Source organism: Microcoleus sp. D2_18a_D3, from assembly GCF_036702455.1.
Classification (GTDB): Bacteria; Cyanobacteriota; Cyanobacteriia; order Cyanobacteriales; family Microcoleaceae; genus Microcoleus.
Genome location: NZ_JAUBTK010000102.1, coordinates 1 through 23663, shown reverse-complemented (window position 1 = coordinate 23663; position 23663 = coordinate 1). Strand labels below are relative to the sequence as shown.

The following is a 23663-nucleotide window of genomic DNA, read 5'->3' as shown; positions in this document are numbered from 1 at the left end:
TTTTTTTTATGGTGTTTACCTGCTCAAATATTCCTTTTATTTCGTCATAACTCAGTCCTTCTTCTCGTCCAATTTGCTCCATGCTCGATTGTTTGACACGCTCATAAATATCTTGTTCATATCGTTGAGTATGCCGTCTTTTAACGTCCAAAAAATCTAGTTTTTCTGTGGGATACCGTTGACAACTAGGACAGTAAAACTGCCGTCGTGGGATTTTTAGATATACAGGACGACCAAAAACAGACAAATCTCTTACTAAAATTGGTCGATTTTGATGCAGTTTTTCGGTAGGATTGTTACAATGATGACAAACAATTCCTTCGGATAAAATGCTCAGTCCCAAGAAAATTTTCCCCTCAACTTGAGTACAAGTTTCAACCCTGACTCCAGGCAAGGCTAATAGATAGTCTAGATGGAAGCTCATAACGGTAAATGTATTAGTAGGTACATTTTACACCATAAACTCAGGAGAGCCGATTCTAGGGGTTTGATGTCGCTGATTTGATTGTTGCTGAGGACGAGATAATCCAGGTTAGTCAAGGATTCTAGCGGTTTGATGTCGCTGATTTCATTGTTGTTGAGAGCGAGTTCGGTGAGAATCGAAAGTTTCTGATTAGCCGCATCGCACTCAGTAGTCTCAGCTTTCTGCAACAGCACCTCAACAGTATGTTTAGCTTCAGGACTCAAGGAAGCTTTTTGGCGACACCAATCGGCAAATGTTCGTCTCATGTTTCCCGATCGCACTTCTGCAGCCTTCGCAGACAGTCCATTTCCAGATAATGCTAGGATTGCACAACAAGTAAGTGCGATCGACTTTGGTAACTTCATGTGTTTGTGTGCAACTATGAGTGTCATAATCTTGTACCTCTAATTTCCCCAACAGTAAAGTTTGAGCATTTAATTTCTGGGTTCCCACTTACACATATACTCTCGCTGGAGTGGGCAAGTTTTGGGAGCGATCGGATTTCCGCTAAGACGGATCAAAATCAGGTTAGTCAAGGATTCTAGCGGTTTGATGTCGCTGATTCGATTGTTGTCGAGATAGAGCAAATTCAGGTTAGTCAAGGATTCTAGCGGTTTGATGTCGCTGATTTGATTGTTATCGAGGTCGAGCACAGTCAGGTTAGTCAAGGATTCTAGCGGTTTGATGTCGCTGATTTGATTTTTATCGAGGTAGAGCAAATTCAGGTTAGTCAAGGATTCTAGCGGTTTGATGTCGCTGATTTGATTGTTGGGGAGGAAGAGCACAGTCAGGTTAGTCAAGGATTCTAGCGGTTTGATGTCGCTGATTTGATTGTTGGGGAGGAGGAGTCCCGTGAGACTCAAAAGTGTCTGATTAGCCGCATCGCACTCAGTAGTCCCTGCTTCCTTCAACAGGACCTCAACAGTATGTTTAGCTTCAGGACTCAAATCAGCTTTTTGGCGACACCAATCAGCAAATGTTTGTCCACTGTTTCCCGATCGCGTTTCTGCAGCCTTGGCAGATAGTCCACTCCCAGATAATGCTAGGATCGCACAACAAGTAACTACTATCAATTTTTGTAAATTCATGTGTTTCTGTGCAACTATAAGTGTCATAATCTTGCACCTCTAATTTTTTCCACTGTATAAAACGAAGACACTGCCTTACCGTGTCCCTGCAAAACATCTATTAAAAACTCTCTTAATCACCTCACTCAGGCAACTTATACTAATTTATAGGTGCGTCATTTTCCCTGATATTCTGCGCCCAGCGAGGATATTTCCACGCTCCGCAGCCTACGCAACAACTAATTGATATCAACTCCCATCAACTCTGCCACAACTTTCTCCAATCCAGCTATCACCTTCGTCGTCCGTTCCCAATCAACCTTATCGGGTGTATCTTGCGCCGTGTGATAGTAAGGATAGCGATAGGGAGCAGTATCTGTCACCATCAGCCCTGGATAACCATGTTGCCAAAAAGACCATTGATCTGACCAACCAACACCAGGAATGCCACCCGGAATTGCTGCACCTTCCGAGGGAAATTCAGCATGGCGGCGGAAAGATGCGATCGCCTCTCTAACCAGTTTACTTGAGGATGTATTGCCAATAAATCCGATAAAATTTCCCGATGTAGGATAAAAAAGGTTTAAGGGTGCTGGATATTTCTGACTGTTTTTGACATCTGAGTAATAACCAATTGTTTCTAAACTGAGCATCGAAACATTTTTTTCATTACGCTCTCTGCATCTTTTGGCATAAACCAAACTCCCCATATCAGCAGTCCAGAAAAAAGGCGGTTCCTCATTCACAAACTCAACAAAACGCACAGTCTTTTCCGGCTTTTTATCCGCAAACATTCTCGCTAAAGCCAGGACTCCCGCCGCCCCAGTTGCGTTATCATTGGCCCCTGGACTCCCCACCACAGAATCATAATGTGCGCCAATTACAACTATTTCATCGGCCTTTTTTCCCCCTGGAATCTCCACTTCTATGTTATAATAAAATTTATCATCAATTTTATATCCTTGTCGTTCAACTTTATAGCCAACAGCTTGAAAAGATGCTTCGAGAAAGTCAGCGGCTTCTCCAAGTTTTTGATATTGTATAAAGTTGCGCTCTCCGATTTCACCAGAGAGCTTATCCACATCGCGCTGTAAAGCATCTCGGAGCGAGATTTCCTTTGCTGTTAAAGGGGGAATTGTCCCGCTGTAGCTTTTCCCTGGCATGGCAATCATACTCAACCATATCCCACTAATCAGACTAATTAAGATTGTACTAAGGATAGCCAGTCTAGTTAACGTTCTGCGATTCCATAATTCTATTTTTCCCAATAGCATTTATTTTTTATCTTTTGCTATGCTTCAGTAGTAGGGTGCGTCAGTTAGCGTTATTTTTTCAATAATCCAACAACTTTTGACTGACGCACCCTACTAAACTACACATCTGGCAACTTATACTGCCCCACAATCCGCTTAGCATATTCCGGCACATGAGCCTCTAATTTCTCCGGGTAATTGCGCTTCACGTACAGATAATTGCGAGTGAAATGAGAATCAATCGAAAACCGAGCATATTCCAAGCCCTTCGGCCCAATTCTCTCAATAAAAACTCCCATTAACTTCGCCGCCCACATTGGCAAAGTCACTCCTTTTTCATAAGCCGGAATGCTTTGCTGAACGGCTTCTTTTCTGTTTCCCTTAGACATCACCGGCTGAGTATTTAACTGATCCGTTACCAAATCTAACATTTCTTGCCCCGTGTCATTTCGCACTACAATCCACTGCCAACCAAAAGGTGCGCCCATGTAGCCCACAACTAAATCTGCTAAAGAATTGACATAATCAAAACAGCTCAAACAAGAAGGAGCAAAAACATCTTTCAATTCCTTAGTATTCAAGCCAAAAAACGGCACTTTTTCTTCCGAACCATCTTCGTGTTTGAAGTGAACGTTAAAGTCTTGCATAAATTCGTAAGAAACCACTGTTTCAGGAGAGCGGCTAGTCGTATCTAGGAATTTCTGCAACCCCGCGCGGCTGACATTATCCACGCAGGGAGTTCCCAAAACGTAGAGCTTTTCTAAACCGAGTTTTTTCTCGACTGTTCGCAGGGCTTGAATTTGACAGCCGACGCCAATTACTAACAGCCGCTTCATTCCTGATTGTTCAATTTGTTCTAATACTGAAAGATTGGGAGAGAGAGTTGGCTTGTTGACTTTTGCTGCCAGAATTTCTTCGCGATTTCTAGCAATAATCGGCATCGGCTGAAAGCGGTCTTCCTTAGTATTTTGGACGCAAACAACGCCTTCTACAATTCCTTTTTCGAGCATTTCAATGGCAATTGTGCTGACGATTCCCGTCCATTGAGCGCCCTCGATCGGCTCTTTTTTACGAGCCGCCATCATGTTTTGACTGACTCCGAAATACCAATCGTCGGGATTGTCGAGATTGCGCGATCGCCCGTGAATCTCTTCTTCCAGTTCTGCAATATGCTGTGTTAAGAAAGCACAAGATTCCTTGACATAATGGATGTAATATGTATCGCACAAACCGCACTCGCTGCACAGTTCTTTAGCGGGGCGGCGGCTACCCGGTTTGAGGGCTTTGGATTTTTGGTGCTTAGCAGAATCTGTTGCGGTCATCTAAATTACTTATTTTATGCAAATATGGCATTTACGAGAATATCACACCAGTTCGGGTTAATTTCTTTCTTTATTCTTTTTTTTTAGTCCGCAGAGGCGGGCTTTGTTTGTATAGCAGGGAATAAAATTCGCCCGGGATTCGTCGCTCAAACATTAGCATTTATCCTGAAATAGCGAGCGAGCTCAGTAATTATTTAATCAATAAAGCTATGAGATAAATCGTAAAAATGTTTGTTAAAGCAGCCCTCGTGGCTATCATTTGCAATCTCGCAATTTCCTGCTTAGGATTTGCTGTTTTAGTTCGTCCTTTTGCTGCGATGAATCCAACTATTACTACTCTAGAAAAAATGCTGACAGCAACACAAAAGCCTTCTACTTGATTTTTGAACTCCGGGGCTATCGGCAATAAACCGGGTTTATTAGTAATCATCTCTTTAAAGAAGATTTAACGATCGCCCGCAACTAAATTTACAGAGTTTGAGGGTATTCTTCACCACTTTCACAGGGCTGGGCTGGCATTGTCCACCCTAGAAGTTAATGGTAGGGTTGCTAGTTTTGAAGTAGCCTATAGTGTTAGGGTCATTTTGCCAGATAAATCTTTTGTGGTAAGTTCAACCTTCGGATGATTGCCACCGTAGAACACCTCACAAGTGTAACCACTTTCAGAAATCTTAAACAGTAAGCTGTTACTGCCAGATGGTTCTATTTGAACTTTTCCATTAGCTGTGCAGTGTCCTGATTCTAAATTTAACTGTAAGGTATTCGAGGTATCATCACTAAAGGTTAGCTGCTTTAACGCCTTCATTCTCACTACCTGAAGACGACCAATTTGGCGCTGTTCCATGCCCATTGCTACAGTTTTCCAATGACTATCTTCTTCTACTAACTGGTTCGATAGCTGTGATGGTGAGAGAGTAGCATCTACTCGACGATAATCTGGCTCAAGAGCTGGATCGGAAGAGATCGACTTTGGATCTATGTTCCATTTACGAGCATTTTCTGCAAGTTTTTGTTGGGTGATATCGAGCTTGTCACCATCTGTACCCTGCTCGTAAACCTCCTGTTTTTTCTTAGTCGCAATCCAGCGCTCTCGTGCAAATTGTCGAAGCTTAGAGTTAGAGTGGCCTACAAATTCCTCGTAAAACTTTAGGACTTGAACCAATTCACCAATTTTCTCTAGTGCTGTTCCCACCTCCTGTACAGATAAAGCCTGCTGCCAGCTAGAAGCATTACGGACTTGAGCCATAAAATTCACATAACGTTTACGGTCTTCTAAAGCCTCTTCTGGAGTGAGGTCTGAGTAGGCAATTGCACGCACAAGATTAAACCTCAAACTTTCCGTCTCACCAGCATTGGGACAGCGATCTATTGCTTCCGTGGCTTTGATCCACGATTTACGACTGATTAAGTGATCGACCAGATCCTGATACCGCTTCTGCTTTTCTAGGGCTGGTTCAACATATTTTAGCCACTGCGGTTTGACTGGTTTACCTTGTGTTTCCCACTCACTGACGATATGCTGAGCTTTTCCTGCTTTTTCTAGATATTCCAAGCGATCAGGTACAGGAAGAACCTCTGCTTTCGCTAAGTAATATTCATCTTTTTGGGTTGCCTGACAGCGATCCCAGCAGCGGACTGCACTTATGTAGTCTTTGAATCGGTAAAAACAGTTTCCCGCGACTTCAAGCGTACCGAAATACCCTGCTTCATCCAAATCTTCCAGCGTATTCCCAAACTGTCGCCCTTGCTCACTATTATCAAGATTTTTTCCGCCGATCAATTCCTCAATTTGGCTGGCATACTCCTTGACTGCTTCTTGCCAAGGTTTGCTACAGCGATTCTTTTTGAGTCGGTTGCTCTCAAGGGAATCTTTAAGAAACTTAGTAAACTCATCGACTGGCTTAGGGTTTTGAGCCATGAAGTCCGCTATATGACGCTCGACAGGCTTCTTCCCAGGGTTGTTAGCGTACCATTCTTTTAACTCTTGCCAGCACGCTCCGTTCCAGAAGCACTCCCAAGCTTCATCTACCTTCTTCCGCTTAAGGAAAACTTTACCAGCCTCACTAAACTGCTTCTCTAATTTAAGAGCCAAAGCTTTACATTCGTCAGCTTCTAATGTTTTTCCAAGCAAATGGTAAAGCTCTTTGGCATTTCTGAGCAACTCTGGATTTTCCTCTGTCTCTCCCTGCTTCTTCAACCGCTGTGCTTGGATTTCCCGATTGTCTTGATCCAGCACCTCTAGGCTTTCACCCTCGCTGATAGTTCCGAGCAAGTCGGCCCAAACTTCGCGATCCCGCTTCTCCAAGCGTTCTAGAAATTGCTTTAGCTCACCCTCACTGGCACGCTGCCACAGCAACTTATCTCCTGCTTCTGAGTCAATTATAACCAAATCCGACATTGCTCGGCTGCTGGCGACGTAGAGCTTATTAAAGAAGTATTCCAGTTCCACGGAATCATCTCGACCATTATCAAAATTCCATAGCAGTCTCTCACTTTCAGGATATTCTTTCACCAACTCATCACCAAACTTATACAGGATTACCAGTGGAAATTCCAGACCTTTCGCTTTGATAGCACTATACACGTTCTCGGGAGTTTTACCCTCTGTTACTTGGGGAAAAAGTTTCACCAGAACTGGATCGTTTTGGATATATTCGATTTCTCCACCGGCTTCACAAGGCACAATAAATATTGGTCTTTTTTCAATATACCGTTTCAGTTCCGCAGTTAAAAGCTCAGGCTCTCGTATGAACTTTTGAGGTTTAGAAGCGCTGTCTTTCTGCCACGGTGTCTGTGGTTTGAGTTCCGTCAGATCAAATCGTAGGCGACGCCATAGCTGGATTAAATTCGTTACTCGAACAATGGATGCGCTGGATCGGTAGTTGACCTTTAGATCCTTAAAGTTCATGCCCAAATTCAGTTCTCCTGCTGGATCTAGGGTCATAATCACTTCGTTGTAGAATGATGCGCTGACGCTATCCCACCGGAACCCTGTTGGATTTAAGGTCTGAAAAGGATCTCCGGCAAAGGCACAGGGCAAACTAGCCGGACGATGATATCCAAAATCATATTGGGAGAACACAGAAAGCTGCATAATCAGACGCAGTTCCAGCCTGGTAAAGTCCTGTGACTCGTCGCAGAAAATTGCTGTGTAATCTGGACGGTAACACTTGAGTTTGAGAACCTTTTGGATTAAGTCTTGATCGTCCCAGTAGCCAGATTTTTCAGTAAGTCCCTTGTACCAACGTTCCCAAATCGTTTCGTAAATCTTTTGGAAAGTTTCCTCTGATATCGTCCGTTCCTTGCGTGGCACCTCCCGATATATCTCTAGAGTCATGTACTCATCAAGAATGTAACCCTTAATGAAAGTTCTGATTATGTGCCAGCACCGTCCCGCTGAGTAGCTTTTATTGTTAGCTTCAGGCAGCTTGGAATCTTTGTAAAGCAGCCGGAAGTGATTATAAGAAATGTACTTTTCTGGTTGGAATCTGTCGCGCTCTGTCGGTGGTAGTAAGTCCAACAGAAACTTCTGGAATGGCTGAAAAAATGGTTCTATGTCTGGTACGGTATCTGATTCCTTCCTACTTTTCAACATTTGTTCATGGGATTCCAGAATCTTCTGTACAGATTCTTTAGCAACCTTTACTAATCCCTCATTATAGGTTATGAAAAGGGGGTGCGGCTTTTCATAGTATCCCACTTTTTGTTGCTCGCTGTATTTATAATGCCGTTCGCAATATTCTGCAAACAAGTGAAAGAGCATAGTAGATTTGCCACTTCCGGCTCGTCCATTTATGAAGATTGGTAGAGACGGCTGTCCGGGAGTCGAAACTGACTGTAAAATCTTCTCCTCTTCTCCAGAAAGAGATAAGTTTGATTCTTCTTGTTTTTCAATAGATAGCCAGATCTCGAAATCCCAAAGCAGATAGTATCGATAGGAGCGTGGAGCAATACGAGCTAAATCATCCAGCTCTAGTTTACCTAAAGAAATATTAGCATTTCCATCAGAATCACAAAGATTGGTAGCCCTTACTACTTCTGCAATGTTTTCTGGCGATACCTTGTCAGCAAAAGGAGCTAGGAGCAACAAAACTGGTCTGGCTGGTATATCTTCAGTGGCCAGAGTTTCGATTTTGCTAAATAGAACAGATCGCCCTTGACTGTTGCTATACAGTTTTACATGAGGCCAAGCTGTTATTTCCCCCATCTCATCTGGCTTACTGATTTCGCAGATAATACCGTGGTAGCTTTCCCGCCGATCTTTGAATGTCTCCTGGCCAAACCTCCTCATCCATTGTTCGCTTTCATAAATTACCAAGTCATTTGAATCTCTACTCCAACTAGGTAGTTCTAGCCAATTTAGTAGTTCATGTGGGAGAGGTTGGCGTTGGTTCTGTTGTTGGTTTCCCGACTCCTTCTGTCCATTCAGCCAGTCTTGGAGTTCAGCAGGGTTCTCCAGTAAGGGTTCTAGGTACTTTTCGCCAAATCCTTTACGGTTTAGTAAGAATTCTTCGTCATACTCTCTGCCTCCCCTTGGAAAAATATTGAGCAGGCAGAGAATAGGGTCATTATCCACCTTCTCGATTTTGGCCAATAATCTCAAGTTACCTATGTTCCGCTTCCAGTAGGGATGAATTGGATTGAAGCGAATTAGGGCATCTGACTCATCACTAAGTTTCTTAATCTCGGACTCGATACCATACTTTTTGGCGTTGTCCTTACACTGCTGAGTGACATATACATACATAAGTTAGCCTCCTGGTTTAAGTCCGAACAAGTTAGCGCTGCTTTAATTTATTGTCGTTCATAAATCAGCCTTCTGGTTTAACTGTGAACAAGTTAGCGCTGCTTTAATTGATTGTCCTTTATGCTTATGGGACAAACGAATAGCTTTTTGATGATTTTTCTTTCCCAGAGAGTGTTATACCCATAAAAAAAAGTAGAGACGCGATATCGCATCTCTACAAAAATTATCAATAAGGTGCACCGAGTGCACCCTACCAATTAGCGGTTCTGGGGAACAGGAGCACTCGGTGCTCCAGAAAAAGTCGCCTCACCAGTCTTAGCCCGCTTTTTGATCAAGATAGGCTTGACGCTGTTTTCTCCACCAATCGGGGGATCTTCTTGTTGAGCGTAATCCGCGCCCATCCAAGCAGGACGGCTTTGATCGAAAGCCATTTGCAAAGCAGCAGCGGCGATCGCGTGGGAGTCGTACTCCTCGGATAACTGAGACACCAGAGGCAAGAAAGATGCCATCCGTTCGCCAGCCAAAGCTTCGCGAACTTTACCCTGCATCTTTTCCAACTGACGAGCTTCTATTTGCGCCCGTGTCGGAATGTTTCGCACCGTCAAGCTCGATCGAACGTGGCGTTCAATCAAGCGCAGTTTGCGGCGATCGACCGGTTGAATCAGCGTAATCGCCGTTCCTTCGCGACCAGCCCGGCCCGTGCGTCCGATCCGGTGAACGTAGCTTTCCACACTGTCGGGCAAATCGTAGTTAATAACGTGAGTCAAGTGATCCACGTCCAAACCCCGTGCCGCAATATCAGTCGCCACTACCCAGCGCACCTGACATTGGCGGAACCGATGCAGCAAGCGTTCCCGTTGTGCCTGATTCAAATTACCGTGATACTCATCAACGCTGTGACCGGCTGCTTGCAGTTGGCTGGTGAGTTCTGCCGCCGACTGCCGAGTCCGCACAAAAATCAGTGCAGATTCCGGGTCTTCCATTTCTAGGATTGGCTGTAGGGCTCTTGCCTTCGACCAGCCACGGGGAATCATGTACACGCCTTGGCTGATGCGCTTTGGCGTTGCTTTTGGCTGTTCTACGGTGACGTTGACTGGGTTACGCAAATGCCGCGCCACCAGTTTCCGAATGGAAGGTTCCATCGTCGCCGAGAAAAATGCCGTTTGACGTTCTTGTGGTGCTGCATCCAAGATTTTTTCCACATCTTGAATAAAGCCCATGCTCAGCATTTCGTCAGCTTCATCCAAAACCAGCCACTTTACCTTGTCTAGTTTCAGGCTGCCACGGCTGAGCATATCCAATATGCGTCCGGGTGTACCGACAACGACGTGAACGCCGCGCTTCAAACGCTGCATTTGACGATCGATCGATTGACCGCCGTACACTGTCAGAACTTGCAGAGAGCGACCCACTTTTACCGGGCCGTCGCTGCTGATGCCGCTCAAATCACGGATGGCTTCAGTTACTTGCATCGCCAATTCGCGAGTCGGCGTCAGCACCAGTGCTTGCACCGCAGTTACATCTAAATCAATCCGCTCCAAGATGGGCAACGAGAATGCTGCCGTTTTGCCTGTCCCTGTTTGGGCTTGACCCACAACGTCGCGACCTGCTAACAGGTGCGGAATTGCTTGTACTTGGATGGGAGTAGGTTCTGTAAAGCCTAGTGTTTCCAGATGGAGAACGAGTTCTTCCGAAAGACCTAAGCCTTCAAACAATAAATTCATTAATGCTCCTAATAACGAGTCTTAGCCTTCTAAGTTGCCCAACTCGGATGCGGATTTCTGCTCGGCGGCAGGAACTCATAAGAGTTCTTTATGGTGCTGCGCCTGCGCGCACCTTCTTAAATAGCAATCGAGTATAGGGCAGCTCCGTCGATGGTGACTAAATTTACCAATTCGACAGCCGTCTTTGATTTTGTGACATCACCGATACCAACCGCCAGCGGTCGGCTTATGGGCTTCCAACATTCTTAAAATAGGACATTGGACTTCCTTGGAGGTACTTGCAAGCTTTCCCTCTTAGGCATTTTATAGTGAGGATCATGCCAGCCCCACTTCACTACAACATAGTAGTAATAGGTTTGTTGGTTCAGGCGCTATCCCGCAATCCGTCGCCTGCGGGATTGAGCAGGGGATGCAGCGACCGTTACCGCCTATCCATCTCAACACTCTTTCGGGATACCGTTGTGGTGTAGGGCGGACGGCGAAGCAATCTCAAATTCTCCCCGCTTATTTCTGGCTTGTTACTATCATAACTCTTTACATTCAGAAACAAAACATTAAATTCGTTAAAATTTTCCGATCGTTCTGTAGAGATAACCGCACCCCGAGGGGGAGCGTCGATTGCAGCCAGAGGCTAATAAAGGTTTAGAACCCCTTTGCTAGATATCTTTGCACAATATTGTACAAACCGTTACTTTTGCTGCACAATCTGCTAATCCTTTTTGGCTGGTGTCGGGTTTTTGTTCGCCACACCGTCTCAGGCGACAGTTCCAGCAACACTTACACTTGACCCCGCCCAGCACCGGATACAGTGCCACGTCAACTCATGAGGGTCGATCCCACAATTTTAGACAAAAGAAAGATCGATCTCCCAGATGAGTCTGTGCAGTCAATCTAAAATCTAAAATCTAAAATCTAAAATCGACTTGACCGTAGAGGTCGTAGACATCTGCACCAGTAATTTTCACAGATACGATCGATCCCAGTCGCGCTTCTCCTGTCACATAGACGAGTCCATCTACTTCTGGGGAAAACCGAGCGGATCTACCAATCAACTCACCTGTCTCTGGTTGTTCTTGTTCTATCAGGACATCAACTACCTGACCGACAGATTCTTGATTCTTCTTCAATGATATAGGTTGTTGTGCCGCCATTACCGAATTGCGCCGCATTTCCATTATTTCTGCTGGTATTTGCTGGGGCAAGCTGAAGGCTGGGGTTCCTTCTTCTGGCGAAAATACGAAAACTCCTACATGATCGAATTCGTGGCGCTTGACAAATTCCAGCAAGTGTGATGCGTGTTCGTCGGTTTCGCCTGGGAAGCCGACAATAAAAGTTGTCCGCATCACGGCGCCGGGAAGTGCTGCTTTGAGCCGATCGACTATGGCATCATTGATCCCAGCTTGAAAAGGTCGATTCATCGCCCGCAAAATTTCGGGATGGGAATGTTGCAGGGGTAAATCCAAATACGGCAAAACGTTGGGCGTTTCCCGGATTGCCTCGACAACTTGCGGAGTCAAACCTGTAGGATAGGCGTAGTGCATCCGAATCCAAGGCACATCTACTTTACCCAAAGCGCGAAGCAGTTCGGCGAGTTTCGGTTCGCCATAAATATCTTTGCCGTAGTTGGTGGTAATTTGAGAAATTAAGATAATTTCTTTTACCCCTTCCGACGCCAATTGCTGAGCTTCCGCGACGATAGATTCGATCGTCCGCGACCTTTGATTTCCGCGCAAGTGCGGGATAATGCAAAATGCACAGCGATAGTCGCAGCCTTCTGCTATTCGCAGATAAGCGACACCTTCCGATGTCGTGCGGTAGCGGGGAGTAGTTTCGTCAGCGATGTAAGTAGGTTCTGAAGAGACGAGGGAAACTCGATCGCCCTTTTCCACCTGCTGCATAACATTGACGATTTTATGATAGTCGCCCGTGCCGACAATTGCGACTGCTTCCGGCAATTCGTCCAGCAATTCCTGCTGAAAATGCTGTGCCATGCAGCCGGTGATCACTACTTTTTTATTAGCTTCTGCCAATTCTACCAAGGTGCGGACCGACTCTTCTCGCGCAGCTTGGATAAAACTACAAGTATTGACTACAACATAATCAGCTAATTCTTCATTAGAATCCACTTGATAGCCCGCTTGAGCCAGCAAGCCAATCATGTGTTCGGTATCGATGCGATTTTTTTCGCAGCCGAGGTGAGTAAATGCGATCGTTGGCTTCGTTGCCATGCAGTAATAGTTAGTGTTGCGCTATTTTTGAGAACGTTTTATGATATCACACAATTAAAAAAATTGCAATGTGTATGTGGAAGCTCTGGACTGTTGTGGTGTCCGCAGGTGTTGTGTGATATTTGTGCGATCGTGGGCGAGATGAGAATTTTTAGGCTTTGTGCGATCGTACTTTCCCGCTTTTTCGCTGCCAGATTTTGACCCAATTGTCAGGTTTTGGTGTCGTCCGAAGGCTTCGACAATCTTACGCCCTTTGCATAATTTCGACTTGCTAGTTCGGCAAGCCAGCAAGAAAAATCTTCTCTGCTGTTAAGCTCAATTCTGGAAAAGCCAGCGACTCAACAGTCTCGCTTCCCCTAAACTGTTTTACCTGATACTCCCCATCTACTAGCTGGTAAATCGAGAGAGTGGGTTGTTTGGGATTGCCGATAAACTTGCGACCGCCTAAACCAAGATAGTCTACAATCCAGTATTCGGGAATGCCCATTTCTTCATAGTCGGAAGCTTTGAAAAAATAATCATCCCGCCAGTTCGTACTGACCACCTCTACAGCTAGTCGCACCGAAGATCCCATCGTGATGACTGATTCTTTTTTCCAGCGCGGTTCGCTTGCAAGTGCGGTTCGGTCTAGGACAATTACATCTGGTTGGTAGCCTGATTCGTTACGGGAAAGCTTGAGCAAGCAGTCACCAGGGATTGAGTAAGGTAATTGCAGTCGCCTGATTTCAAAATTGATTTCACCGGAGATAAAACCCCTAACATCCGAATGGTCGCCGGTTCCTAAAGGCATTTCAACAATTACTCCATTGTGTAGTTCGTACTTGTGGACAGAGTTCTCTGGATACCAGGCAACGAACTCATCAAACGTGATTGTTTTCGATATGGTTTGGATCATGTTGTGGTTTCCTCTGTCTGGTGATTAGTATGCGGAAAGCTCAAATATTACACAAGGATTACAGGCAACGTTGCCTGTAATCCTTGACATAGGGAGTGAAGTTTGCTAAAATTTTGCGTCCACAAGCTCAAAATACCGATCGCGCTGATCGACTGAATCTGAAATCAGTATCTGGGCGATCGACCGTTGTGAGCGATCGTCCTCAAGAGATCAAATGGGTTCTATAATCTTGATTTTATCGTACTTTTAAATTAGGCTGGAAACACCAAAGATAAATCCAGGGACAATTCGGGAAAACCCGGAATTACAACAGTCTCATCGGGCAGAACAACTCGTTTGGATCGATAATTGAAATCCCCTTGTCTTTTTTGATAAGGTTCGCTGTGCAGTTCCAGTTGATTATCAACCAAATTAAATATCCAATAATTAGAAATGCCAGCTTCCGCATAGAGAGATAACTTAGTTCTCTGGTCATACTTTAAAGTAGAATCAGAAACCTCAATTACCAACAAGATATCCGCAGGCTCCGGGTGAGAAGATAAATAATTATCAGAGCGATTGCGGGCGATAACAACATCAGGTTCTGGTTCGCTATCAGTAGTAAATAAAATAATCGGCTCTTGTACGCGCAAGCGAGCGCGTCTTGCCAATAAAATGACTAACTCCTCAAGTAAAAGACTGTTACAAACAGAGTGAAGCCTACCTTTAGCAACCATATTTATAATTTCTCCGCGAATCAATTCTACTCGGTCATCGGGACCGAAAAATCCCAGTTCTCCCAAACGGTGATATTCTTCGATAGAGAATCTTTTCGCAGTTACAACAGTCATCGCTTTTGTTACCTACAGGTGCTAAAAGTACGCAATTCCATCAAATTTATACCCCCAGACTGCTACCCAGCTTACACTATTTTATCCGATGATACATCAGGGGCGATCGCCCGACAGCACTTGAACAGCAGCAGACGCAGGTAATGGATCGTCAATCGATTTTAGATTTTAGATTTTAGATTTTAGATTTTAGAATTGACTTGCGCGAGATAAATGCGGGGGCTGGAGGATTTTAGATTTTAGATTTTGGATTGATTCCACGGATAAATGCGGGGGCTTGTACCACCTTTGAAATTCTTGGTCAGAATTTCCGCCCCAAGCATGAACTTGAGGCATCCAAGTACCCATTTCCAATGGGCAAGATATTGGTCTAATTTGTCGATCGGCCCACACCAGTGAAACTTTTACCTTGGGGGCGGGCATAATCACCAGCCCACAAGAGTCTTAAGATTTTTCCCGATGCAAATCTTGATGTTTTTTGAGCTTAAAAATACTGCTAGCCGAACTTACGAGGGGATTTGATCCGACGATACATCGGGGGCTAGCGACAGATTTCCTTCGCCCGAAAGCACTTGAGCAGCAGATCCTGTAGCTAATCGATGATCGTAAGAGTGTGTTCCCAAACCCTTAACTTGGCGCATCAAAGTGCCCATTTCCAAAGCACTCATCGCATAATTCCAGCCCAAATTGCTTTTAATTCCAGCCCTTTCCAAAGCTTGCTGCATCGTGTCAGTCGTCACCACCCCAAAAATCACCGGCACCCCTGTCTGAAAAGCAGCAGCAGCAATTCCCTTAGCAACCTCACCAGCTACAAAATCGAAATGAGGAGTTTGGCCCCGAATTACCGCACCCAGACAAATTACCGCATCGTAGCGGTGAGAAAGAGCAGCTTGGCGGGCCACCAAAGGAATCTCAAAACTTCCTGGAACCCAAAAAAAGTCCACCTGAGAGCCATGAGGATTAATATCAACCCCGTGGCGTTTCAAACAATCTTGACATCCCTCCAAAAGTTTGTTGACAACCAAATCGTTAAAACGACCGATGACAATAGCAAATCGCAAAGATTCGGTGTGAGTAAAAGTTCCCTCGAAAACAGTCATAGTGTTCTAGTTTAGATTTTAGGTTTTAGGTTTTAGAGTTTTGTTTGTGAGAAGGCAAAAGTCAGAAAGCAGCAGCATCTCATCTGAATCTCAAGTACAAAAACATACAGGGTCGCGCGGTGTGGAAAATTCCTAGCTTCTGCCGAATGCCTTTCAATCGCTGGTGAATGCCTTCATCCTTCTATCTTTTACCTTCTTTATTAGATAGAGTTGGGTGAAATTAAACGACTAAAAAGTTCAATACACCCACTGCAATAACCAGCAAAAACCAGAGACCCGATCCGACATAAATCAGGGATTTAGACTGATTCCAGTTTTGGGGAGAGGCATAAGCAACCGGGACGCCAACGACCATCACAAAAGACAGCAGTACCAGAGCCAGTAAAACCACTTGAAACAGAATTGATAACATCTTTTCTCCTTTCGATATAACCGTGCGTTGAGCAGAAATAGTTTCCCAGAACCGGAAAAAATCTTCCAAATTCTAGTTTTTGACAGTTTCCCGATAGTCGATCGAGAGATTGTCGGTTGATTGATAAGAAAGAACCCGTGCAAATTCGGGCGTTGCGCGAACAGGCGTCAGCGGCTTTTGAGATTTTTATCAATTTTATCATTGTTCGTTACAGCACAGAAAACTGGATTCGATACTGGCTGAAGGTTAAGTTACAGTGCGATCGCCCGGTGTCAGAGCCCGAGAAATTGCTACTCTGTGAGTGAGAGATGCGGGATTTTCGGCTATGGACTTAGTTTTGTGCCACACAACAGCAGATTTTGACGCCTTGGGGGCGGCGGTGGGACTTTGCGTGCTGCGCCCCGGTAGCAGGATCGTATTGACGGGCGGGTGTCATCCGACAGTGCGGGATTTTTTGGCGCTACACCGCGACGAGTACCCACTGATTGAACGCCGATCGGTCAATCCGCAACGAATTCGATCGATTACTATAGTTGATACCTCCCAGCGCGATCGTTTGGGAAAAGCCGCCGAGTGGCTGGATTTGCCACAAGTGAGCGAAATTGCTGTTTTCGACCACCACCTAGAGGCCCATTCAGACATCCCCGCTACTGTTACGCAGATCGAAGCAGTCGGAGCCAGCACGACATTAATTGTTGAAAAGCTCAAAAATCAAGCAGAAAAGAGCGACATACCCTTCCGCCTTCTGCCTTCGGAAGCAACAGTAATGGCCCTCGGCATCCACGTCGATACAGGTTCCCTTACCTTTGAGGGCGCAACTGCACGAGATGCAATAGCTTTGGCCTGGTTGATGGAACAGGGAGCGAGTTTGGGGGTAATCGCTGAATATGTAGAACCCGGTTTGTCTCCTCAATTGCAAGATTTGCTGAGAGAAGCGCTGAATAATTTGCGATCGGAAACTTTGCACGGTTACAGCGTCGCCTGGGTGCTCCTGTCTACTGAAGCTTACGTTCCCGGACTTTCTTCTCTGGCTTCTCGCTTGCTCGATTTAACTGAAACCGATGCTCTGCTGTTAGGCAATGTTTATAAATTTGGCGAAAACGAAAACAACCGCAACATCGATCCCGAATCGCCAGTTTCCAATCGATTAACTATTATCGGTCGATCGCGCATTGAAGGCACAAACCTCAGCGAATTGTTCAAACCCCTCGGCGGCGGAGGCCACGCCCGCGCTGCTTCCCTCGCCACCCGCGATGTTGACGCCCTGCTGACTTTAAATCAGTTAGCTGACGAACTCAAAACTCAAATTCCCCACCCTCCGACAGCCCGCGAATTAATGTCGTCTCCAGTGCGGAGTATTCGCCCGGAAACATCGGTCGGGGAAGCTCACCGTATCCTCCTACGTTACGGACATTCGGGGCTTTCTGTGGTCGATGCGGGCGATCGACTCGCCGGCATTATCTCGCGCCGCGACATTGACATTGCTCTGCACCACGGTTTCAGTCACGCCCCGGTGAAGGGTTACATGACTCCGCAGCTAAAAACGATCGCCCCAGATACCTTGCTGCCGGAAATTGAATCTTTAATGGTGACATACGATATCGGCCGCTTGCCAGTTTTGGAAAACGGTCAACTGGTGGGAATTGTTACCCGGACTGATGTGTTGCGGGAATTGCACCAGCAAAAAGCGCGAGACAGGGGAAGCAATGCAGAATTGTCTTATTGTGCCGTACCCGAATCGGTTGAGCAGTTGTTGCGATCGCGCATCAGTCCCGAATTATGGCAGTTATTGTCGATCGCCGCCAATATTGCCCAAAATCGCGGCTGGCAACTTTATATTGTGGGTGGAGCAGTCCGGGATTTACTCTTAGCCACGGATGATACACTGGCGCTAACAGATATTGATTTGGTTGTGGATGGAAAGTGCGGTTCCGACGATTCCGGTGCTGGTGTCGAGTTAGCTTCCTCGCTGCAAAAACTTTACCCCGAATCGCGTTTGGACGTTCACGGTCAATTTCAAACCGCCGCGCTTTTGTGGCACAAAGACTCTGCTTTCGGCTCGCTGTGGGTGGATATCGCTACGGCTCGCACTGAATTTTATCCTTATCCGGCTGCAAATCCTGAAGTTGAAGCGAGTTCAATTCGCCAAGATTTGTACCGCAGGGATTTTACAATTAATGCGCTGGCTGTGCGGTTGGGTGTTCCTCGCAGCGGCGAATTGTTAGATTTTTTTTGCGGTTTGCTGGACTTGGAATCGAAGCAAATTCGAGTTTTGCACGCCAATAGTTTTATCGAAGATCCGACGCGAATTTATCGCGCTGTGAGGTTTGCGGTGCGCTTGGGGTTTGAAATTGAGCCGCAGACGGAAGGATACATCCGCAACGCTTTGGCCAGCGGGATTTATTACCGAATTCAGGGGGAAAACGGTCGAGCTCCGGCTTTGGAAACTCGGCTTAAAAGTGAATTGAAATACATTTTGCAAGCTCCTTACTGGAAAGTTGCTTTGCAAATGTTGGGAGATTTGCAGGCTTTGCGCTGCATTCATCCTAGTTTGGAGTTGGATCGGGAGTTGTGGCGGCAACTGCGTTTGCTCGATCGGTGTTTGAATGGAAGGAAGAAGGAAGGTTCGGCAACGGATTATGTAACGGATGTAACGGATGTAACGGATAGAAGGAAGAAGGAAAAAGGAAGAAGGAAGGAGGAAAAAGGAAGAAGGAAGGAGGAAGAAGGAAGAAGGAAGGAGGAAGAAGGAAGAAGGAAGGAGGAAGAAGGAAGAAGGAAGGAGGAAGAAGGAAGAGACAATGCCCTATTCCCCATTCCCCATTCCCCATTCCCCATTATCAATATTCCTGATTGGCAGATGCGGCTGGAAGTTTTAATCGCTTATTTAGCACCGGAATATCGCGGCAAGGTGGCTGCAAATCTTCAGTTACCTGCTGACAGCATTAAGCGGTTGGAAGTTTTGGAAGCCGGAAAGAACCAGTTAGCAGAGAATTTGCCGAAGTGTGAGTTGCCGAGTCAATTGGTGCTGCTGTTGAGAAATTATGAGTTGCCGGTGTTAATTGCGATCGCCCTACAAAGTCCGCGAAGTGCACGCCGCCAAATCTGGGAATATCTCACGAAATGGGCGAATGTTGAGCCGCCTTTGAATGGCAACGATTTGAAGGCTTTGGGTTATAAGCCGGGGCCTGGGTTTAAACGAATGTTGGATGATTTGTTGGCGGCGAAGTTGGATGGCAATTTGGGCGATCGGGCTGCTGCTATCTCTTTCTTAGCAGAACGTTATCCTCAAGCTTAGTAAGGTGCGTCAGCAGCGGGTTATTGTTGATATAATAGATTAGCTAATTGCTGACGTACTCTACTAAAATTTAAGTTTTCAATCCTAAACAGCCTAACCAGGCGATCGCACATTATTGATATTTCTAGAATTAAGGTGAAAAAACATCACGATCCTGCTTTAATCGCAATTGTCTTTTACAAAACATTTGTGGCTTCGCTCTTGACAGTAACTTCGATTGCTTTGCTTTTTGCATTAAAAAATCATCAAGTCTTAGAAGAGTTTTCGCAATCTTATTTGTTAGAAAGCAAGCTAAAGATTATTGAATTCCTCATAGAAAAAATTCTAATTCTTAAGCCGAAAAACTTACTGCTTAGCGGACTTGCCGCAGCACTTTATGCGGCCTTAACTGCTGTTGAAGCCGTTGGTTTGTGGTACGAAAAAGACTGGGCAACAATCTTAGTTTTAGTGCTGGTAAGCATCAGTATACCCCCTGAAATATATGAATTAGTTCACGGGGTCACGGTACTTAAGTTAGCGGTATTTATCACAAATGTAGCCATCTTATGGTATTTGCTCCACCATTGGCCAAAGCATGGTAAAGGAGCTTAAAGTTTTGATTATTCAGAGGAAACTCACTGGATTTTATAAATGTCAGCCTTTTCCATTTTAATTTCATAAAACGGGTGCTCAGTCAAATAAAAACCTCAATCTTTACAAAAATTTTGTGATTGTAAAGATTCGATAAAGCTACGAGGGGTTATACCCCCTATGAGTTATACTGACATATATATAGATGCACCCTGATGGCTTTCCCGTTCCACAAGAGCGGGATTTTTATTGGAAAAATATTGTATTAAGTTTTAAGACACCTGATAGAGATAGAATTGGTGGAACATTTTCCTAAAACGATCGCCAGATGCAAAAATAGCACAGCTAAAGCAAAAATGATGGTTCGGAGCGATCGAACATCCGCCCTAACTCCGCGAAATAACCCAAAGGCTTTAGGATACTTTGGGAACCGGCATCAACTGAAGATGAACTTAGCCTCAGCAATAGCCCTGTAACAGGGTGAAGACACCATTGCAACTTTAGGCAGATGAGGGTTCGGCATCACTTACCCAGCTACCCACATTTATTTAAACAGAGATGTTACACCATTTTCAATTACTTGTTTAGGAACAACAGGCAAGCTGCCTGTTCCACAATAAAATTCATCTCTTGTGGAACAGGCATCTTGCCTGTTCTTGAAAATGGTGCAAGATGTAAGTTTAAACAGAGATGTTGCACCATTGTGAGTTATAAAATAATTAAAAACCCGGTTTCTTCTTAAAGAAATCGGGTTGTAGAAATCAATTGTGAGGCGCGATTTGCTGTCTAAACTATTCGGAAAATAAAAGGGTAGCGGTAAGGTTGGTTAGGATTTTGCAAAACCTGGAGGATAGCCATTATTGTCAGTCCCCAGTGCAGCAGATAACCTAGGGGCACTAAGATAAAACCAGCAAGACCGAAAGTGACGACAGTTAACACCACAATCACGGTGCTGTACACCCATACATTAAGGTGAAAATTGATGGCTTCTGTAGCGTTTTCTTTGACAACGGGGTCATCTGATACTAACAATACAGCGATCGGAGCTCCGATCGAGAACAGTAACGTGCTGAAAAAAATCGCCCCGTGGCACACCAGTGATAGCAGCTTCCGCTTGTCGGAGTCGTACATATTACTTTTCTTCCTTGACTTTACTGATAATTTTACCTTTAATAGCAACTGTAGCACAGGCTATAATGGCGATCGGGTGATGATTCCCCTACCTAATTTGTGATGACAACAGAACTCGAAACTGAACTGCTAACTGCTGTTGAGCGCCGGCGCAACTTTGCTATTATCTCGCACCCCGACGCGGGTAAAACTACTTTGACAGAAAAGCTGCTGCTGTACGGAGGTGCAATTCACGAAGCAGGTTCTGTGAAAGCGCGGCGGGCTCAGCGACACGCTACATCTGACTGGATGGCGATGGAACAGCAGCGGGGAATTTCTATTACTTCTACTGTTTTGCAGTTTGAGTATAAAAAATATCACATTAATCTGCTCGATACTCCGGGACACCAAGATTTTAGCGAAGATACTTATCGAACTCTGGCGGCGGCTGACAATGCGGTGATGCTTGAGGATGCTGCTAAGGGTTTGGAACCGCAAACTCGGAAGTTATTTGAAGTTTGTAAGCTGCGAAGTTTGCCTATTTTTACTTTCTTTAATAAGCTCGATCGCCCTAGCAGAGAACCTTTGGATTTGTTGGACGAAATTGAGAAGGAATTGGGGTTGCAGACTTATCCGGTAAATTGGCCGATAGGTACGGGCGATCGCTTTAAAGGTGTTTTCGATCGCAGAGGGCGCAAAATTCACTTATTCGAGCGGACTCAACACGGTTCTCGCGCTGCTGTTGATACCGTCATCGAATTGGGCGATCCGCGCATTGAAGATTTGTTGGAACAAGACCTTTACTATCAGCTCAAAGAAGAATTAGAACTGCTGGATGAGTTGGGAACTGAACTCGATTTAGATTTAGTTCGGGCTGGAAAAATGACACCAGTTTTCTTTGGCAGCGCGATGAGCAATTTTGGGGTAGAACTGTTTTTAGATGCGTTTTTAGATTACGCTATGAAGCCGATCGCCCGCAAGAGCAGCGCCGGAGACTTGCCGCCAACTTATGAAGACTTTACCGGGTTTGTGTTTAAGTTGCAAGCGAATATGGACCCGCGACACCGCGATCGCGTTGCCTTTATTCGGGTTTGTACGGGCAAGTTTGAAAAGGACATGAACGTGACTCACGCTCGCAGTGGTAAAACGGTGCGTTTGTCAAGGCCTCAAAAGTTATTTGCTCAGGATCGCGAGTCGATCGAGGTTGCGTATCCGGGGGATGTGATCGGTTTGAACAATCCGGGGGTATTTGCGATCGGGGATACTATTTACACCGGGCAAAAACTGGAATATGAAGGGATACCCTGTTTTTCTCCTGAACTTTTTGCTTTTTTGAGAAATCCCAATCCTTCTAAGTTTAAGCAGTTCCGCAAAGGCGTTTCTGAGTTGCAGGAAGAAGGCGCAGTGCAAATTATGTACTCGGTTGATGAGTCGAAACGCGAGCCAATTTTGGCTGCTGTCGGACAGTTGCAATTTGAGGTCGTGCAGTTCAGAATGCAGTCGGAATATAATGTGGAAACGACGATCGATATGTTGCCTTACAGTGTAGCTCGTTGGGTTGACGGCGGTTGGGATGCGCTGGAAAAAGTTGGGCGGCTGTTTAATACGGTGACGGTGAAAGATACTTGGGGAAGGCCGGTTTTGCTGTTTAGAAATGAGTGGAATTGCCGCCAGGTGGAAGGGGAGCATCCTGTGTTGAAGTTAAATGCGATCGCTCCTGTGGTTTCTGGTTTGGCTGTTAGCGAGGAGTGAGATTACCGCAGGTAAAGGACACAACATTGTTGTGTCCATAAAAATGATATTTATTCGCCTTAAATACGCCGGATATAAGAAGTTACAATCACGGCTCTAACAGTTTTTGTAAGATGGTGTAAATGTCTTTTTTGTCACCATCTTTACGTCTCCCTAATCCCACGACAACAACTAGAACTCGATCTTGTTCGACTTGATAAACTATACGATAGCGCTGTCCAACAGCTCGGATGCTGCGAAATCCTGATAGGTTATCTACAAGGGCTTTGCCTTGCTTTTGTGGTTCAAATTTTAGTTGATCGATGCGATCGCGCAATTTTTCCTGTTCTCGTCGATCTTTGACTGCCTCCAACATTTCCAGTGCCAGTCGCGTAAGCTGGATCTCATATTCGATCGCATTTTCTTCGTGATTCATAGTCCCAATTTTGCTTTGGCATTTTCCCAGGAAATAGTTTCGCCTTGGCGGGCTTGGGTGATGCTTTGGCGCAATTTGGTAACGAATTCTGTATCGGTGAGAATATCTAAGGTTTCTAACAGTTCAGTCAAATGCGTGTAGCTCATTGCAGCCATAACGGGAACGCCATCTTGAGTGATGATGATAGGCTCATTGATAAGTTCTTGGGGTAGGTTTGGAAGCTGCTGCTGTGCTTGGGCAATGGTGAGTCGTTTGGACATGGTTGTACTAAAGCAACATTACTTTTAATTTAGCATTTCGGCCCAACTAACTGGTTTCCAGCCGCTGACGCTGGTAACGAGTAAATCCAAAATCTAAGATCCAAAATCTAAAATCTAAAATCGGTTGACGGCGGCCCCCCTCTGCGGCTACGCTTTGAAGTGAGAGGTTGCTTGCTTGTAGAGGAGGCAGCCCGCGTCGCCCAAAAATCTAGTTGCA

General features: G+C 45.3%; 20 protein-coding genes. 5 read left to right on the top strand and 15 right to left on the bottom strand.

Annotated elements, in window-relative coordinates; translation table 11 throughout:
- The 5 genes from QUB06_RS30230 to QUB06_RS30210 form a co-directional block, all read right to left on the bottom strand.
- Positions 1 to 424: transposase family protein (locus QUB06_RS30230; protein ID WP_333438418.1), on the bottom strand; the 424-nt coding region annotated here is incomplete at its 3' end.
- Positions 421 to 855: a leucine-rich repeat domain-containing protein gene (locus QUB06_RS30225; protein ID WP_333438417.1), complete on the bottom strand. Its 435-nt coding sequence runs from the start codon at positions 853 to 855 to the stop codon at positions 421 to 423. The genes QUB06_RS30225 and QUB06_RS30230, both read right to left, overlap by 4 nt.
- Positions 856 to 897: 42 nt before the next feature.
- Positions 898 to 1578, bottom strand: a complete 681-nt coding sequence (locus QUB06_RS30220; protein ID WP_333438416.1) for a leucine-rich repeat domain-containing protein — start codon at positions 1576 to 1578, stop codon at positions 898 to 900.
- Positions 1579 to 1769: 191 nt separating this feature from the next.
- Positions 1770 to 2804, bottom strand: coding sequence for a M28 family peptidase (locus QUB06_RS30215; RefSeq protein ID WP_333438415.1), 1035 nt, complete (start codon positions 2802 to 2804; stop codon positions 1770 to 1772).
- Positions 2805 to 2902: 98 nt separating this feature from the next.
- Positions 2903 to 4105 carry a Coenzyme F420 hydrogenase/dehydrogenase, beta subunit C-terminal domain gene (locus tag QUB06_RS30210; protein ID WP_333438414.1) on the bottom strand — a complete coding sequence of 401 codons (1203 nt, stop codon included), beginning with the start codon at positions 4103 to 4105 and terminating at the stop codon, positions 2903 to 2905.
- 227 nt (positions 4106 to 4332) lie between these two features.
- On the opposite strand from QUB06_RS30210, the gene QUB06_RS30205 reads away from it, so the two are divergent.
- Positions 4333 to 4485, top strand: coding sequence for a hypothetical protein (locus QUB06_RS30205; protein WP_333438413.1), 153 nt, complete (start codon positions 4333 to 4335; stop codon positions 4483 to 4485).
- 185 nt (positions 4486 to 4670) lie between these two features.
- On the opposite strand, the gene QUB06_RS30200 is transcribed toward QUB06_RS30205, so the two are convergent.
- The 7 genes from QUB06_RS30200 to psbZ all read right to left on the bottom strand — a co-directional run bounded on the left by QUB06_RS30200 (position 4671) and on the right by psbZ (position 16041).
- A complete protein-coding gene (locus tag QUB06_RS30200; RefSeq protein ID WP_333438412.1) occupies positions 4671 to 8852 on the bottom strand; it encodes a hypothetical protein in 4182 nt (1393 codons plus the stop codon).
- A gap of 257 nt (positions 8853 to 9109) precedes the next feature.
- The gene (locus QUB06_RS30195; RefSeq protein WP_333109100.1) at positions 9110 to 10576 is read right to left on the bottom strand and encodes a DEAD/DEAH box helicase; all 1467 of its coding nucleotides are present in this window, start codon (positions 10574 to 10576) and stop codon (positions 9110 to 9112) included.
- Positions 10577 to 11481: 905 nt separating this feature from the next.
- Entirely contained in the window at positions 11482 to 12804 is a 1323-nt protein-coding gene (rimO, locus tag QUB06_RS30190) for a 30S ribosomal protein S12 methylthiotransferase RimO (RefSeq protein WP_333438411.1), read from the bottom strand.
- 271 nt (positions 12805 to 13075) lie between these two features.
- Complete coding sequence (locus tag QUB06_RS30185) at positions 13076 to 13699, bottom strand: Uma2 family endonuclease (RefSeq protein ID WP_333438410.1); 624 nt, start codon at positions 13697 to 13699, stop codon at positions 13076 to 13078.
- Between the two features lie 251 nt (positions 13700 to 13950).
- Complete coding sequence (locus QUB06_RS30180) at positions 13951 to 14529, bottom strand: Uma2 family endonuclease (RefSeq protein WP_333438409.1); 579 nt, start codon at positions 14527 to 14529, stop codon at positions 13951 to 13953.
- Between the two features lie 506 nt (positions 14530 to 15035).
- Positions 15036 to 15629, bottom strand: coding sequence for a 6,7-dimethyl-8-ribityllumazine synthase (gene ribH / locus QUB06_RS30175; protein ID WP_333438408.1), 594 nt, complete (start codon positions 15627 to 15629; stop codon positions 15036 to 15038).
- Positions 15630 to 15849: 220 nt separating this feature from the next.
- The gene (psbZ, locus tag QUB06_RS30170) at positions 15850 to 16041 is read right to left on the bottom strand and encodes a photosystem II reaction center protein PsbZ (RefSeq protein ID WP_332957158.1); all 192 of its coding nucleotides are present in this window, start codon (positions 16039 to 16041) and stop codon (positions 15850 to 15852) included.
- Between the two features lie 116 nt (positions 16042 to 16157).
- Here psbZ and QUB06_RS30165 point away from each other — a divergent pair, with 116 nt between their 5' ends.
- The 3 genes from QUB06_RS30165 to QUB06_RS30155 all read left to right on the top strand — a co-directional run bounded on the left by QUB06_RS30165 (position 16158) and on the right by QUB06_RS30155 (position 19930).
- Positions 16158 to 16346 carry a hypothetical protein gene (locus QUB06_RS30165; RefSeq protein ID WP_333438407.1) on the top strand — a complete coding sequence of 63 codons (189 nt, stop codon included), beginning with the start codon at positions 16158 to 16160 and terminating at the stop codon, positions 16344 to 16346.
- Positions 16347 to 16366: 20 nt separating this feature from the next.
- Positions 16367 to 19339 (top strand): CBS domain-containing protein, encoded by a 2973-nt coding sequence (locus QUB06_RS30160; RefSeq protein WP_333438406.1) that lies wholly within the window; start codon positions 16367 to 16369, stop codon positions 19337 to 19339.
- 135 nt (positions 19340 to 19474) lie between these two features.
- Complete coding sequence (locus QUB06_RS30155; protein ID WP_333438405.1) at positions 19475 to 19930, top strand: DUF2127 domain-containing protein; 456 nt, start codon at positions 19475 to 19477, stop codon at positions 19928 to 19930.
- A gap of 765 nt (positions 19931 to 20695) precedes the next feature.
- On the opposite strand, the gene QUB06_RS30150 is transcribed toward QUB06_RS30155, so the two are convergent.
- Positions 20696 to 21040, bottom strand: a complete 345-nt coding sequence (locus QUB06_RS30150) for a DUF4870 domain-containing protein (protein ID WP_333162138.1) — start codon at positions 21038 to 21040, stop codon at positions 20696 to 20698.
- A gap of 102 nt (positions 21041 to 21142) precedes the next feature.
- Here QUB06_RS30150 and prfC point away from each other — a divergent pair, with 102 nt between their 5' ends.
- A complete protein-coding gene (gene prfC / locus QUB06_RS30145; protein ID WP_333438404.1) occupies positions 21143 to 22771 on the top strand; it encodes a peptide chain release factor 3 in 1629 nt (542 codons plus the stop codon).
- An 88-nt stretch (positions 22772 to 22859) separates the two neighbouring features.
- Here the strand turns inward: prfC and QUB06_RS30140 are convergent, their stop codons facing one another.
- The gene (locus tag QUB06_RS30140; RefSeq protein WP_333438403.1) at positions 22860 to 23186 is read right to left on the bottom strand and encodes a type II toxin-antitoxin system RelE/ParE family toxin; all 327 of its coding nucleotides are present in this window, start codon (positions 23184 to 23186) and stop codon (positions 22860 to 22862) included.
- Positions 23183 to 23446: a prevent-host-death protein gene (locus QUB06_RS30135; protein WP_333202989.1), complete on the bottom strand. Its 264-nt coding sequence runs from the start codon at positions 23444 to 23446 to the stop codon at positions 23183 to 23185. The genes QUB06_RS30140 and QUB06_RS30135 overlap by 4 nt, the downstream gene beginning before the upstream one ends.
- Between the last annotated feature and the right edge of the window lie 217 nt (positions 23447 to 23663).

Excerpts from the sequence above, each read along its gene's own strand:
- QUB06_RS30140 (WP_333438403.1), bottom strand. The coding sequence starts at position 23,186 with ATGAATCACGAAGAAAATGCGATCGAATATGAGATCCAGCTTACGCGA.
- QUB06_RS30180 (WP_333438409.1), bottom strand. The coding sequence starts at position 14,529 with ATGACTGTTGTAACTGCGAAAAGATTCTCTATCGAAGAATATCACCGT.
- rimO (WP_333438411.1), bottom strand. The coding sequence starts at position 12,804 with ATGGCAACGAAGCCAACGATCGCATTTACTCACCTCGGCTGCGAAAAA.
- psbZ (WP_332957158.1), bottom strand. The coding sequence starts at position 16,041 with ATGTTATCAATTCTGTTTCAAGTGGTTTTACTGGCTCTGGTACTGCTG.
- QUB06_RS30200 (WP_333438412.1), bottom strand. The coding sequence starts at position 8,852 with ATGTATGTATATGTCACTCAGCAGTGTAAGGACAACGCCAAAAAGTAT.
- QUB06_RS30135 (WP_333202989.1), bottom strand. The coding sequence starts at position 23,446 with ATGTCCAAACGACTCACCATTGCCCAAGCACAGCAGCAGCTTCCAAAC.
- QUB06_RS30210 (WP_333438414.1), bottom strand. The coding sequence starts at position 4,105 with ATGACCGCAACAGATTCTGCTAAGCACCAAAAATCCAAAGCCCTCAAA.
- QUB06_RS30220 (WP_333438416.1), bottom strand. The coding sequence starts at position 1,578 with ATGACACTTATAGTTGCACAGAAACACATGAATTTACAAAAATTGATA.
- QUB06_RS30160 (WP_333438406.1), top strand. The coding sequence starts at position 16,367 with ATGGACTTAGTTTTGTGCCACACAACAGCAGATTTTGACGCCTTGGGG.
- prfC (WP_333438404.1), top strand. The coding sequence starts at position 21,143 with ATGACAACAGAACTCGAAACTGAACTGCTAACTGCTGTTGAGCGCCGG.
- QUB06_RS30225 (WP_333438417.1), bottom strand. The coding sequence starts at position 855 with ATGACACTCATAGTTGCACACAAACACATGAAGTTACCAAAGTCGATC.
- QUB06_RS30205 (WP_333438413.1), top strand. The coding sequence starts at position 4,333 with ATGTTTGTTAAAGCAGCCCTCGTGGCTATCATTTGCAATCTCGCAATT.
- QUB06_RS30185 (WP_333438410.1), bottom strand. The coding sequence starts at position 13,699 with ATGATCCAAACCATATCGAAAACAATCACGTTTGATGAGTTCGTTGCC.
- ribH (WP_333438408.1), bottom strand. The coding sequence starts at position 15,629 with ATGACTGTTTTCGAGGGAACTTTTACTCACACCGAATCTTTGCGATTT.
- QUB06_RS30215 (WP_333438415.1), bottom strand. The coding sequence starts at position 2,804 with ATGCTATTGGGAAAAATAGAATTATGGAATCGCAGAACGTTAACTAGA.
- QUB06_RS30195 (WP_333109100.1), bottom strand. The coding sequence starts at position 10,576 with ATGAATTTATTGTTTGAAGGCTTAGGTCTTTCGGAAGAACTCGTTCTC.
- QUB06_RS30150 (WP_333162138.1), bottom strand. The coding sequence starts at position 21,040 with ATGTACGACTCCGACAAGCGGAAGCTGCTATCACTGGTGTGCCACGGG.